The organism is Exiguobacterium sp. EA-TM-5 (assembly GCF_053878415.1).
In genome coordinates this window covers 665,273-678,380 of record NZ_CM132670.1, presented here as the reverse complement: position 1 = coordinate 678,380, position 13,108 = coordinate 665,273, and the positions used below count along the sequence as shown (strand labels likewise).

Sequence of the window (13,108 nt, the reverse complement as noted above, 5' to 3'; positions counted from 1 at the left end):
AAAAGCCGTCGGGCGCAAGGCTCGACGGCTTTTGTTCATGCATCTTCACTATCAGAGGTAACGGACAAGCGATGCTTTGACGACATCGACTTGTGTGAAGTTTGACTCTTCTGCAAAGGCTTCGATGACTTGACGGACATCCCCTTGGCGACGAACGAAGCTCGTCGGAACTGGTGTCGTACCAACAAGTTGCTCATGCAGACTCGTCAATTGATGATCGTCGATGATCGTCGTCATCAAATCAAGGAAAAGAAGGACGTGCAGTCGATTCAAGTAATCCCATGGTTTGTCTTCCGAACGGAATTCATTACGTGCAAGCCACTTTTTCAATCCAATCGCATCGATTTGACTCAATGTCTCTGTCGTACGTGCTGACTTCCAAAGCGTCAACAGTTCGCCAAGTTTTTTCCGCGTCTGTTTTTTACGCATGAAGAATTCAAAATTCTCTTTCGTTCGTAATGCATCGCCTTCAATGGGAGCAATCAACTCTGCTTCCGGTGCCGTCACGAAGTCGTGAACGAAATCGACAGACTCTCCCGGTAACCACGCTGCGACTTTCCCGTGAAAATCAGCCATGAATGCGACCGTTTCCGCCAAAGGCTCCTGCTTCATCTGTGAAGCAGCTTGCTGTAATCGTTCTTTCGTTTCAGTCTTCATAATCTACCTCTTCTTATTCGTGGATTGGTCTTACATTTCTTCTGGAGCGCCGACACCAAGTAAACGAAGACCTTCTGTCAAGACGATCGTGACAGACTTGACGAGTGCAAGACGTGATTGTTTTGCTGCGTCATCTTCGAGAACACGGACGTGCCCATAGTATTTATTGAAGCTTTGTGCAAGATCTAAGACATATCGGCTAATGATTGATGGTTCACGACGCGCAAACGCACGATCGATGACTGTCGAGAATTGGTTCAACATTGAAACGACACCCCATGCATGATCATCGGCACTGCCTGCGAATGGTGTTCCATCATAGCCACCTTTACGGAGCAACGAGTTCGCACGAGCATTCGTATATTGGACGTATGGTCCTGTTTCACCTTCGAATTTCAACATGTGCTCAAGATCGAACTCGATATTGTTCATGCGTTCGTTCTTCAAGTCATGGAAGATGACCGCGCCCACACCGACTTGACGAGCCGTCGCTTCGGCATTTGCTAAGTTCGGATTTTTTTCCGCGATGTTTTTCTTCGCGACGTCGATTGCTTCTTGTAGTACTTCTTCAAGCAAGACGATCCGACCTTTACGCGTCGACATTTTCTTTCCGTCTTTCATGATTAAACCGAACGGTACATGGTGCATGCCGTCGACATTCTCAAACCCAAGTTTCTTCAGAACTGCAAACAATTGCTTGAAGTGAAGGGCTTGCTCGCCACCGACGACATAGAATGCCTGTTCAAAACGGTATGTTTCGAGACGATAGACAGCAGCTGCTAAATCGCGTGTTGCGTAAAGGGTTGCGCCATCTTTCTTTTTAATCAAGGCAGGTGGCATACCTTCTGCTTCGAGATCAACGACCATTGCTCCCTCAGATTCAACGAGTAAATCTTTCTCTTCGAGTAGATCGATGACGTGTTGCATCTTATCGTTGTAGAAAGCTTCACCGTTCAAGCTATCGAATTTAACACCCAACATGTCATAGACACGGTTGAATTCGACGAGTGAGACTTCGCGGAACCACGTCCAAAGAGTCGTCGCCTGCTCATCACCTTGTTCGAGTTTTTTAAACCAGAGACGTCCTTCATCCTCAAGTGCTGGATTCGTTTCCGCTTCTTCATGGAAGCGAACATACAATTTCAACAATTCTTTGATTGGTTCTGCACGGACTGCTTCTTCCTCACCCCACATCGTGTACGCAACCATCAATTTCCCGAACTGTGTTCCCCAGTCCCCTAAGTGGTTGACACCAACGACATCGTACCCTTTTTTACGTGAGATTTGATTAAGCGCGTTCCCGATGACCGTCGAACGCAAGTGACCCATTGAGAATGGTTTGGCGATGTTCGGAGATGAGAAATCCGTAACGATCGTCTTCCCATTGGCTTCGCTAGAACCGAATGTCTCTTTTTCCGTCAAGACTTGATTGACGATTTCTTGCGAGACGACTTCTCGGTTCAAGAAGACGTTGATGTAGGGACCTACAGCTTGAACGTTCGAGAATAACGGTGCGTCGATTTTTTCTGCGAGGTCCGAAGCAATCATGTTTGGTGCCTTACGGAATGCTTTTGCGAGCATGAAACATGGGAAAGCAAGATCACCATGATCTTCGTGTTTTGGTTGCTCGATTAGTTGTTCGATTTGTTCAACAGACAAGGCACCTTCCATGACTTGATGTAACACTTCTGCATATTGTGCTTTATAACTCATCTTTATTTCCTCCAGCTTCACTGATTTTTTTGCAATAAAAAACGCCCCTTGCGCCACGCGCAAAGAGACGGACTGACCGCGGTACCACTCTTCTTGGTGTCACTCGACACCCACCTTGTTCGGGGATAACGGGGTTCCCCCGGCTACGCCTTTTCCATCAGGAATCGGGCAGCGTCTCAGAAGTGCGTTTCACGACTGGTTCGTCCTCAGGCTTCCACCATTCCCTGATTCGCTAGTTGACGAAAATCAACCGTTACTCTCTTCATCATTGACTGTATTCGATATCTTTCACATTATACGCAATTCTTTCTTTTCTCTCAACCTTATTTTTTTGGTAAATGGCTTATCAAAATTTCCACAATTCGGGTATAGGAATAAAAGATACTTCTCAGGGGGAGGGATGTTTCATGCGCTACTATCAACACGTAGCCTGGGCGAGCTGGATCGTCTTCGGTCTCGTCGCTTTGACATTGTTACTAATCGGCATCGTTCATCCACCGACCTTCCATCCTTCTGTCACAATCATCAATACGCTTTACTTATTTGGACTCGTTCTCTTGTTTCAATTCGATAATGTCCGCCGTGGCGGTATTTACTATACGTTCCAAGAAGGAATCATCTTATTTTTATTTTTGAATTACGGTTTGACATATGCATTAATTTTGAGCCAAATTGGTATTCTCGTCTTTCAATTCATGTCTCATCGTAAAGCGATTCGCTTGAAACGTTTCGTGTACCTCTATCCAATCAACGCTCTGTTCGATTTAGTCTATATCTCATTTCCGGCATTTGCGTATTATGCGTTAGGCGGTCCGATTGGCTCAAGCTTTACGTATTCTAAAGCAATGATCCCTTTCATCGGCTTTGTAATTACGGTCTTCCTTGTCTCTTACTTCCAATGTCTGTTCGTTAATCGTTTCCTCTACTTGAAATACGATTGGCGACGTCTCGTAAAGCTTCAATCTCTTGTCTACGGGATTAGCATGTTAAGTGCCCTACTCGGCATCTGGTTCTATGATGAGAGTCCACTCGTCGCAGCAACGGTGTCTGCCTTGATTCTCTTTTTATTCAAGCGTCTGCTCCAAGAACGTGGTGACTCACTCGAAGCAAATGATAGTGCCAAACGATTTGACGATGCAAAGGAACACTTATTGATTTCCCGCTTTGAACGCGAAACGATTGACTCGCTACTCCTTGACTTACCACATCTTCTGCCGTTTTCTGAAGGTTGGATCTCGATTCAACAACAACGGAAGCAAGTCATCTATAACATTCGGACGAAACAACCAATCGACGTGTTACCTCTATTTCATTCACTGACAGCTGACGATTTGCATACTCCGATCATCTATGGTCTTCGGTGTGATTGGGGAAATGACATTCAAATCGGCTTACCTGTTGATCGCCACTCGATGCTAGCCATTCCTTCGATTACAAGTGGAGAGGTCGATGTCTCAATCATCCTGTTCCATCAGGTTGCCGATGCCTATGACGTAACGAATGCTGACGAATTATCTCGTTTACTCCGCATCTTTTGCCGTGTTTTAGAACGCTCTCGTGAAACGGTTCAGCTGTATACGGAAAGTCGGACGGATGCCTTAACAGAATTACCGAATAGTCGCGCCTTTTACGAACACGGTCGGCAAGAATTTGCCGCCGATGCCTATCCGCTATCTGTCATTTTGTTCGATATCGATCACTTCAAACGAGTCAACGATACCTATGGTCATAAGGTAGGTGATCTTGTCCTTCGTGAACTTGGACGACGTATCCAAGCGATTCAATTGCAACAAGATGATGTCTTTGCTGCTCGTTATGGTGGGGAGGAATTCGTGCTTCTGTTACGAAATGGTAGTCAAGAGGCTGCTATTCAGCTCGCCGAGACTGTCCGCCATGCGGTCATGGATCGTCCTTTCCTTGTCGATGGTCATCGACTTTCACTAACCGTTAGCCTCGGAATTGATACGGTCGAGGAAAAATATCAGCGGACGTTTGAAGAGTCGTTACGTCAAGCCGATCATGCACTGTATGTCGGCGGAAAACACAACGGACGCAATTGTACCGCGCACTATGCAAATCTTTGAAAGGTCGTGACTCTATTGTCGATTACGGAAATTGAAATGATACTACCAACATCTCAAGCGAACCGGACGATTCGGATTCATCGTCCACCACATTTTGATCCGGATGAAGCCTTACCGGTGATCTATATGCACGATGGACAAAATGTCTTCAGTGGGGAGACCGCTTCGTTCGGAAAAGGCTGGGAAATTCATCTAGCTCTTCAGCAGACACAGATTTCGGCAATGATCGTTGCGATCGATAGCCCGGAAGACGGCATGGATCGGTACGATGATTATGCCCCTTGGAGTGACGAAGCCTTATTGATGCGAACGGCTTATCCATCGCATCGTACGTCGATCGGCGGAAACGGAAAAGTCTATATGGATTGGATCATCCGTGAGCTAAAGCCATATATTGACGCCAATTATGCGACACGCCCTGACGACACGACAATGATTGGGAGCTCGATGGGTGGCGTCATCTCACTCTATGGACTCTTTGCGTATCCAGAAGTCATCACGCGCGTCGCTGCCTTGTCGACTGCCGGATGGGCAAACTTCTCCTCACTCCTCGAATTCATTGAGCGAAGCCCGTCTCTTTCTACTGATCATCGTTGTTACATGGATGTCGGTACGAAAGAAGTGAGTGGTCCGATGACTGAGACGGATTATCTACACACGAATGATGTCTTAGCGCGAGCAGTCGCACAAAAACTCACTCAAAGCTGCTATACGATCATTCCGGAAGCGATTCATCATGAAACGGCATGGGCCAATCGTTTACCCGATATTTTGCGTTACTTATTTCCATCCTCCTGAGTACACAAAAAAAGCCAGATGATTTCTGTTTAGAAATCATCTGGCTTTTACACGTTGCCTTATACTAATTCTTCTTGTTGCTCTTTTTCATAACGGTTGCGCGGATGCTCCCGGCATTCATCGGAACACGAACGCATGACTTTCGGTTCGCATTCTTCACAGCAGAAGTGCTGTCGATTACATTCCGGGTTCGCACAATTAACGTAGCGCGTCTCCGGTTTTCCACAATAATAACATTCTGAGACGACAGATGGATTGACGGCATTGACAGGAACTTGTACACGCTCATCAAAGACGTACAGTTCGCCTTCCCAGTCTTCTCCTTGTGTCTGTTCATCTTTTCCGTACATGACGACTCCGCCTTTTAGATGGAAGATATCGTCACTTTGTTGCCGTTTACGGAAGTACGCCGTGAATTTCTCACAACGAACACCACCCGTACAGTATGTGAGAACCTTTTTCCCTTCAAATAAATGCTCGTTCTCGTCGAGCCACTCCGGGAATTCCCGTGAAGCATCGACATCAACTTTTACGGCATTTTTGAAGTGTCCAAGATCATATTCATAGTTGTTCCGTACATCGAGAATGACGACATCCTCTTGTTTCATCATTTCTTTCCACTCTGCTGGTTCAAGGTACGCAGCGTTTTCTTCTGGTACGTTGAATTCGTCCTCAAAACGCCATGTGACGAGTTCTTTTTTGTACCGGACGAACGTTTTTTTGAAGGCATGTTCTTCGACTTCATCGATTTTAAATTCGATGTCAGCGAATCGTGGATCCGCCGTCAAATCCTTCATGTATTGTTCTGTCTGTTCGACCGTTCCAGAAAGTGTGCCGTTGATTCCTTCTGGTGCGATCAAAATCCGACCTTTAATACCGAGCTCTTTACAGTAAGCAAGATGCTCTTTCGTCAGTTGTTCCGCATTTTCGATCGGAACATACTTGTAAAATAATAGTACGCGATAAGGTTTCATATTCCTCATTAGCCCCCATGTCAGTTTTTTGCAGTAAAACGAACGTTGGCAAACGAAGCGTCTAGCTATTGACTAGCTGGGAACGCCTGCAAAACGCACCCATTTAAGTATAATACCAACTCCCTTTCGAATGTACAATCCACAATTCCTGAATCCCTTTCAAGGAATTTCATTCCCTTTCTGAATCAGAAAGAGGTAAAATAAAACATAGTAGTACATCTTGCAAGGAGGATTCCGAATGCTCCACACACTTCGTGACTGGATCGAGCAGATGATCTTTTTTCTCCAAGACTTACCTGGAGGAGCTGCCACCGGTTTAATTGCCCCGTTTCTTGAGTCTCTATTTCCTTTCCTGCCACTCGTCCTGATCATTTCCGCCAATGCGGCAACCTATGGTTTTGGTATGGGTGTTCTCGTATCATGGGTCGGGAGCATGCTTGGATCACTCGTCGTCTTCGCTTGTATTCGCTATCTATTCCGGCGTCCGGTCACGCGTTGGCTTGAAAAACACCATGCCGCCCAACAATGGATCGAACGTGTTCGTCACATGAGTCCGATTTCACTGGGATTCTTTTTCTCGCTTCCGTTCATGCCCGCATTCATCATCACGTCCATCTCCGCCATGATTCAACTATCGCTGCGGACGTACTTGATTGCTGCCGGTGCCGGTCGTTTGATCGTCGTGATTATCTTCTCGCTGATTGGAAAGGAATGGTCGACGTTTCTTGAGCGTCCAATGCGTCTTGTTCTTCTATTTTTGATTTTACTCGCCATCTGGGGAGTCAGTCGTGGAACAGAAGAGTGGTTGAAGCGTCGCGCTCTGTCAAAACGTGCGGATCATCTACGGGACATCGAAGATAAAATCGAACGTCCATCTGAAAAATGACCCAAGCCTGTCTATGATTCCATAGATGGGCTTTTTAATATTTTTTGCTCTTATTCAAAACGTTAGGTCTTTTGAATCATTTTTCACATAAATTAAAATATCAATATAACGTTCAAACAATGTTCAATATTGAAAACGCTTACATTAAACTGGTATGACCAATATTAATATAATAATGGAGTTATCCATTCGAAAATTAGGATAGCTTTTCCAGAAACGACATCCTTATAATGAATTTACATTCAGTTTTTAAAGGAGGCGTCCTCATGCATCAAGTATCCGAAGTCCAGAAAAATGAAGCGACTCAATCTGCTCCAGCCATCGTCGAGAGCGCTACTTTCCAACAATTGATGCGACAAAAGAACGGATTCATTCTTCCTGCTATCAGTTTTTGCCTTATTTTCTATTTTACGCTTCCTGTTTTGACAAGCTACTTCACGATTTTGAACGAGCCCGTGTTCGGAGATATTACGGGTGCTTGGCTATTTGCTTTTGCTCAATTTATCATGACATGGACGTTTTGCATGATGTATAGCAAAAAAGCACGTGCCTTTGATCGACTCGTCGAACAAATCAAGGAGGAGTCGAAATGAATTATACTGCCGTTGCCTTATTCTCGGCGATCGTCGGTTTGACGCTCGTCATTACATACTTTGCTGCTCGCAAAACAAAGACAGCTAACGATTTTTATACAGCAGACGGTGGACTTACTGGTGCGCAAAACGGAATGGCGATTGCCGGTGACTATATGTCAGCCGCCTCGTTCCTCGGGATTGCCGGGATGATTGCCTTAGCTGGCTTCGATGGATTCTTTTACTCAATCGGCTTCCTCGTTGCTTATCTCGTCGTCTTATACCTCGTCGCTGAACCACTTCGGAACCTCGGGAAGTATACGATGGCAGACATGATTGCTGCTCGTTTCAACGCTTCAAAAGTTCGCGGCGTCGCGGCTATGAACTCGATCGCGATCTCGATTTTTTACATGATTGCGCAACTTGTCGGTGCAGGTGCCTTGATTGAATTGTTATTAGGGATTCCTTACACAACGAGTGTCATCATCGTTGGGATCTTGATGACGGTCTACGTCGTCTTCGGTGGCATGACCGCTACGTCATGGGTACAAATCATCAAAGCGATCCTGCTGATGGCAGGAACAGCCGTCATCTCATTCATGGTGTTCGCGAAGTTTGATTTCTCAATCTTCAAGATGTTCTCAGAAGTCAAACAAGCCACGCCACTCGGGGACTCATTCTTAAATCCCGGGAATAAATTCAAGTTGCCACTGGATACGATTTCATTAAATCTCGCGCTCGTTCTCGGAACAGCCGGATTGCCACATATCTTAATTCGTTTCTTTACCGTTAAAGATGCTCCGACAGCTCGTAAGTCCGTCGTGTATGCGACATGGATCATCGGTGCCTTTTATATCTTGACAATTTTCCTCGGTTTTGGTGCCGCCGCATTCGTCGGTTCTGACGATATCATTGCTGCGAATGCCGCTGGTAACATGGCTGCGCCACTTCTTGCGCAAGCACTTGGTGGCGATTTACTCTTTGCGTTCGTCGCTGCAGTCGCCTTTGCGACGATCCTCGCGGTTGTGGCAGGACTGGTCTTATCCGCTGCGTCTGCCTTTGCTCATGACTTCTATAGTCATATCCTACGTAAAGGACAAGCGACGGAAAAAGAACAGATGACAGCAGCACGTCTCGCTTCCATCGCCGTTGCCTTGATTTCGATGGTACTGGCATTGTTCGCACAATCGATGAACGTCGCGTTCCTCGTTTCACTTGCTTTTGCTGTCGCAGCAAGTGCCAACTTACCAGTCATTCTCTTAACGATCTTCTGGCGCCGTTTCAATACTGGCGGAGCAGTCACAGGTATGGTCGTTGGGTTATTCTCTTCACTGATTCTCGTCGCACTCAGTCCAAATCTTTGGGCAGTCGACGGTTCAGCCTTGTTCGTCGGGGAAGCCCTCTTCCCACTGACGAATCCAGGAATCGTCTCCATCCCTCTTGGTTTCCTCGGAGCCATCGTCGGGACGTTGTTGACGAAATCGAACGAAGTTGCCGGGAACTTCGAACGAATCATAGTTAAGGCCAATACCGGTATCGATGCAGCTACAGAAGTCGCCGCGTCAAAAGAATAAGTTCCCCTTAACGGCTCCTTCAACCCCCTTGAAGGAGCCGTCCCCTTTTACATTCTTCTCATTCATTGCCATACTAAATGAATCATAGAGAAGAAACAGAAAGGAAGACTGTACATGGATCTCGCTTTTTATTATTTCTTAATCCTCGGATTTTTCATTGGTATCATCTCCGGATTTTTCGGAATTGGTGGTGGTATTATCTTGACGCCACTATTACTCATTTTAGGATATGCACCGAGTGTCGCAATCGCGACCAGCCTCATGCTGACCCTCGGATCAACCGTTTCGGGTACAATCTCTCACTTACGCCTCAAAAATGTCGTCTGGCGTGACAGTCTCGTCGTTGGTGGCGTCGGAATCATCGGTTCGACGATCGCGACACCACTTGTCCTTCGTCTAGAGGCTGTTAACGGCGCCCATCTCGTCATCTCGATCGTTTATATTGGACTCTTACTCTATTTCGCGAATAAATTCTTACGTCCGAAATCTACGACAGGTGAACAGACGGGTTGGAAAAATCGTTATCTCGCTCTTGCCTTCACTGGTTTGTTCGCCGGATTCATCTCTTCCCTCCTCGGTGTCAGTGGTGGATTCATCATCACACCGTTACTCGTCGGAATCGTTGGTTATGAGTTGAAGCGTGCGGTCGGAACGAGTATTGCATCCGCGTTACTGATTGTTCTATCGGGACTCGTCAATTATACGGTGGCAAGTACGAACATCGATATTCTCGTCGGTATCATGCTGATCATCGGAGCGTTGCTCGGAGCACCAATTGGAGCGAAGCAGTTGACGCACTTCGAAAGTCCTTTTGTCAAAAAGTACCTCGGTATCTTCTATTTGACGGTTGCGATCAGCGTCTTATTTGAAGTCCTCGGCTGGAACGTCGCTTCACTTTCCGTCCTCATTGCACTCAGTTTGATCTTCTTACTAACACTCCTCATCTACAGCCGTCGTCGTACGAATGGATGAATCCGTTTCATGGCAAAAGCCGTGATGCCTCTTAGGCATCACGGCTTTTATTCGTTCAGGCGACTCGCTTGTGACCCGCCCGTTCGTAGTTGCGCGTTTGTTCAATGACTAGGTGCGATAAGAATAACATCCCGATCAAGTTCGGAATCATCATCAACCCGTTCGCAATATCTGCTACGAGCCATAATGGTTCAAGTTGAGCAACGGCACCGTAACAAGCTGCAAGCGCAAAGAACACACGATAGCCTTCGTTGAAGCGTGTCGTACCGCTCAAGTACTCTAAACATTTTTCTCCGTAGACATACCAACCGATGATCGTCGAATAACCGAAGAAGAAGACCGAGAAAGCAACGGTCCATTCTCCAAATGATCCAAGGACACTCGCAAAGGCAGTTGCCGTAAGTGCTGCCCCAGAAAGACTCGCGTCATGTGTCATACCTGAATGTAAGCCACCGGATGGGTCCCAAAATCCTGTCGTCAGAAGGACGAGTGCCGTCATCGTACAGACGATCAAGGTCACGATGAAGGTACTCGTCATTGAGATCAATCCTTGCTCAACTGGGCGTTCACTTTTTGCGGATCCGGCAATCAAGGCTGCTGTCCCGAGTCCTGCTTCGTTCGTAAAAATCCCACGTGCTACACCGACTTGCATCGCCATCATAATTGACACACCCGTAAAAGCACCTGCTGGCGCAAGTGGCTGGAACGCGTATTCAAAGATTAGGCCTAAAGCTGGCAAAATCTGATCCACCTTTAATACTAAAAGAACACACGCTGCTCCAATATAAAGCAAGCTCATGATCGGAACGAAAATCGTCGAGATCGCACTGACGCGTTCAAGCCCACCACGAATCGATACATAGACCGCAATTGCGAGTAAAATACCGAACAATAACAACGGCACATGGAACGATTGCTCAAGCACCGTTGCCATCGCATTCGCTTGCACTGTATTTCCGACACCAAATGATGCAATCAAACCAAATACCGCAAACAAAACGGCAAGGATTTTAAATTTAGGTCCCAGTCCCTTCTCGATGTAATACATCGGTCCACTGACAGCTTCGCCTCGTTCATTTCGACTTCTAAAGAGAATAGCAAGGAGGCTTTCCGCATATTTTGTTGCCATTCCGATCAACCCAATGATCCACATCCAAAAGACCGCACCTGGTCCGCCCATCGTCAAGGCGACTGCGATTCCTGCAATGTTTCCGTTCCCGATCGTCGCCGCTAGGGACGTCATCAACATCTGAAAGCTACTAATCTCTCCTTCTCCCTGCCCTGATTTTTGAACAGACAATTGAAACGCTTGTTTCAATCGTCGAAACTGAAGACCACGCAAGCGAATCGTAAAGTAAACTCCCGTTCCTACTAATAACACCATACTTGGAATCCCCCAGACCCAAGCTGATATCATACGTAACACATCCATGCCATTTCATCCTCTCTCTCTTTTCCGAGGCTAACCGTAGCATGCAGTTGTATTTTCTTACAATACAAAAGAAAACTTTTTGTGATTTTTCACAACAGAAGATATACTGAAGATATTGAACGAGAGAGAAAGAAGGGATATTTCATGTTAGAAGCTTCATATCATTCCTTAGATGACTTAGCAGAAGCGATCGGCATCGCGTTGAATGCCCCGATTACGATTGAAGATCGGAACCATCGCCTCCTTGCCTATAGCACGCATACTGCTGACACGGACCCCGCTCGTGTCGCAACGATCATCGGTCGCCGGGTACCGGAATCAGTCATCGATCAACTTTGGAAAGACGAGGTCATCCAAAGTCTCGCAACACAAGATGAACCGCTCATCATTTCAGCACGTACTGGTGTCGGACTGAATGACCGGGTCGCCATTGCCATTAAACAAGATTCTGAAATTCTAGGCTATATCTGGTCAATTGCGCGAAGCACTCCGTTTACCTCGTCGGAATTAGCGGATTTAAAAAAAGGAGCTCTGCTTGCACAACGTCAGTTACTCGCAATCGACATGCAGAAAAAACGAAAGGAAGAGCAGACGGAACAATTCTTCTTCGAGTTATTACACGAAGAACTGTCCGAGTCGGAGATCATGAAGATGTTTTCTAAGCTTCATGTTGCACCACCCGGAATTAGCCGTTTAACAGTCATTCGTTTTTCAGAAGCGATCACACCACGGCTTGCCGATCGTCTTCGCTATTTATTAACGATCCAGCAGACGGTCCGTCCGTTACTTTACGCGTATGATGAAACAGATTTTATCTTGTGGATCAGCACAAATGACCGTGATGCAGAACAAGAGCGTCTGCAATTCGACGCCTTCATTCAGTCCTTCCGCCAATTGCTCGCGGAGCGTTTTGATTACACAGATTTCGTTGCAGCAAGTAGCGAAGTATTCACTGGTGTCCAGGCGATCCCAGAACGCTATGAAGAGGCCGGCATCGTCTTACGTTTGAAAGACGCCTTTCCATTTGAGCTGAAGAACGTCACGCGTTATGAACGCCTCGGCTTGTTTCAACTTTTACCGATTTTCTCAGAACGTCTGCGACGCCGAACGGTTCGTCTCGAAGAAATCGAACGACTGCGTGCTTACGATGTCAAACATGCCTCTTCTTTATGTGAGACATTAGAGTGGTTTCTTCATTATGACGGGAACGTTAAACAAGTCGCCTCTCATCTCCATGTTCATCCGAATACGATCCTCTATCGGATGCGACGAATCGAGGAGGAAGCCGGTATTCGAATGGAATCCTTACCTGAACGCTCCTTACTTTATTTGTATCTTAAAGCAGACCGATATCCTTTGTGATTTTACACAAAGGATATCGGTTATTTTTGAAAACGCCGATAAAGTAGAACGCTTTCATTTCTCGTATACTGAAGAAGAAGAGAA

At 46.3% G+C, this 13,108-nt stretch carries 11 protein-coding genes and 1 other annotated feature; of the genes, 7 read left to right on the top strand and 4 right to left on the bottom strand.

Annotated features, from left to right (window positions below; translation table 11 throughout):
* Positions 1-51: 51 nt before the first annotated feature.
* Positions 52-657, bottom strand: a complete 606-nt coding sequence (locus ACV3PA_RS03580) for a hypothetical protein (RefSeq protein WP_456125641.1) — start codon at positions 655-657, stop codon at positions 52-54.
* A 30-nt stretch (positions 658-687) separates the two neighbouring features.
* On the bottom strand, positions 688-2,370 hold the full coding sequence (argS, locus tag ACV3PA_RS03575; protein ID WP_456125640.1) for an arginine--tRNA ligase: 1,683 nt from the start codon (positions 2,368-2,370) through the stop codon (positions 688-690).
* Positions 2,371-2,430: 60 nt separating this feature from the next.
* Positions 2,431-2,648 (bottom strand) — a binding site (T-box leader).
* A 129-nt stretch (positions 2,649-2,777) separates the two neighbouring features.
* On the opposite strand from argS, the gene ACV3PA_RS03570 reads away from it, so the two are divergent.
* The gene (locus ACV3PA_RS03570) at positions 2,778-4,454 is read left to right on the top strand and encodes a GGDEF domain-containing protein (protein ID WP_456125639.1); all 1,677 of its coding nucleotides are present in this window, start codon (positions 2,778-2,780) and stop codon (positions 4,452-4,454) included.
* A gap of 15 nt (positions 4,455-4,469) precedes the next feature.
* Positions 4,470-5,252 (top strand): alpha/beta hydrolase, encoded by a 783-nt coding sequence (locus ACV3PA_RS03565; protein WP_456125638.1) that lies wholly within the window; start codon positions 4,470-4,472, stop codon positions 5,250-5,252.
* Positions 5,253-5,311: 59 nt separating this feature from the next.
* On the opposite strand, the gene trhO is transcribed toward ACV3PA_RS03565, so the two are convergent.
* Positions 5,312-6,226, bottom strand: coding sequence for an oxygen-dependent tRNA uridine(34) hydroxylase TrhO (gene trhO, locus ACV3PA_RS03560; RefSeq protein WP_082318478.1), 915 nt, complete (start codon positions 6,224-6,226; stop codon positions 5,312-5,314).
* Between the two features lie 238 nt (positions 6,227-6,464).
* Here trhO and ACV3PA_RS03555 point away from each other — a divergent pair, with 238 nt between their 5' ends.
* The 4 genes from ACV3PA_RS03555 to ACV3PA_RS03540 all read left to right on the top strand — a co-directional run bounded on the left by ACV3PA_RS03555 (position 6,465) and on the right by ACV3PA_RS03540 (position 10,230).
* Positions 6,465-7,112, top strand: a complete 648-nt coding sequence (locus ACV3PA_RS03555) for a TVP38/TMEM64 family protein (protein ID WP_053452122.1) — start codon at positions 6,465-6,467, stop codon at positions 7,110-7,112.
* 266 nt (positions 7,113-7,378) lie between these two features.
* On the top strand, positions 7,379-7,705 hold the full coding sequence (locus ACV3PA_RS03550) for a DUF485 domain-containing protein (protein ID WP_053452121.1): 327 nt from the start codon (positions 7,379-7,381) through the stop codon (positions 7,703-7,705).
* On the top strand, positions 7,702-9,258 hold the full coding sequence (locus ACV3PA_RS03545) for a solute symporter family protein (RefSeq protein WP_456125637.1): 1,557 nt from the start codon (positions 7,702-7,704) through the stop codon (positions 9,256-9,258). The genes ACV3PA_RS03550 and ACV3PA_RS03545 overlap by 4 nt, the downstream gene beginning before the upstream one ends.
* Before the next feature lie 114 nt (positions 9,259-9,372).
* Positions 9,373-10,230, top strand: a complete 858-nt coding sequence (locus ACV3PA_RS03540) for a sulfite exporter TauE/SafE family protein (protein ID WP_053452119.1) — start codon at positions 9,373-9,375, stop codon at positions 10,228-10,230.
* A gap of 55 nt (positions 10,231-10,285) precedes the next feature.
* Here ACV3PA_RS03540 and ACV3PA_RS03535 read toward each other — a convergent pair whose 3' ends face one another.
* On the bottom strand, positions 10,286-11,662 hold the full coding sequence (locus ACV3PA_RS03535; RefSeq protein ID WP_053452118.1) for an alanine/glycine:cation symporter family protein: 1,377 nt from the start codon (positions 11,660-11,662) through the stop codon (positions 10,286-10,288).
* A 144-nt stretch (positions 11,663-11,806) separates the two neighbouring features.
* On the opposite strand from ACV3PA_RS03535, the gene ACV3PA_RS03530 reads away from it, so the two are divergent.
* Positions 11,807-13,024 carry a PucR family transcriptional regulator gene (locus ACV3PA_RS03530; protein WP_053452117.1) on the top strand — a complete coding sequence of 406 codons (1,218 nt, stop codon included), beginning with the start codon at positions 11,807-11,809 and terminating at the stop codon, positions 13,022-13,024.
* Positions 13,025-13,108 lie beyond the last annotated feature (84 nt).

Excerpts from the sequence above, each read along its gene's own strand:
- ACV3PA_RS03580 (WP_456125641.1), bottom strand. The coding sequence starts at position 657 with ATGAAGACTGAAACGAAAGAACGATTACAGCAAGCTGCTTCACAGATG.
- argS (WP_456125640.1), bottom strand. The coding sequence starts at position 2,370 with ATGAGTTATAAAGCACAATATGCAGAAGTGTTACATCAAGTCATGGAA.
- ACV3PA_RS03570 (WP_456125639.1), top strand. The coding sequence starts at position 2,778 with ATGCGCTACTATCAACACGTAGCCTGGGCGAGCTGGATCGTCTTCGGT.
- trhO (WP_082318478.1), bottom strand. The coding sequence starts at position 6,226 with ATGAAACCTTATCGCGTACTATTATTTTACAAGTATGTTCCGATCGAA.
- ACV3PA_RS03555 (WP_053452122.1), top strand. The coding sequence starts at position 6,465 with ATGCTCCACACACTTCGTGACTGGATCGAGCAGATGATCTTTTTTCTC.
- ACV3PA_RS03550 (WP_053452121.1), top strand. The coding sequence starts at position 7,379 with ATGCATCAAGTATCCGAAGTCCAGAAAAATGAAGCGACTCAATCTGCT.
- ACV3PA_RS03545 (WP_456125637.1), top strand. The coding sequence starts at position 7,702 with ATGAATTATACTGCCGTTGCCTTATTCTCGGCGATCGTCGGTTTGACG.
- ACV3PA_RS03540 (WP_053452119.1), top strand. The coding sequence starts at position 9,373 with ATGGATCTCGCTTTTTATTATTTCTTAATCCTCGGATTTTTCATTGGT.
- ACV3PA_RS03535 (WP_053452118.1), bottom strand. The coding sequence starts at position 11,662 with ATGGATGTGTTACGTATGATATCAGCTTGGGTCTGGGGGATTCCAAGT.
- ACV3PA_RS03530 (WP_053452117.1), top strand. The coding sequence starts at position 11,807 with ATGTTAGAAGCTTCATATCATTCCTTAGATGACTTAGCAGAAGCGATC.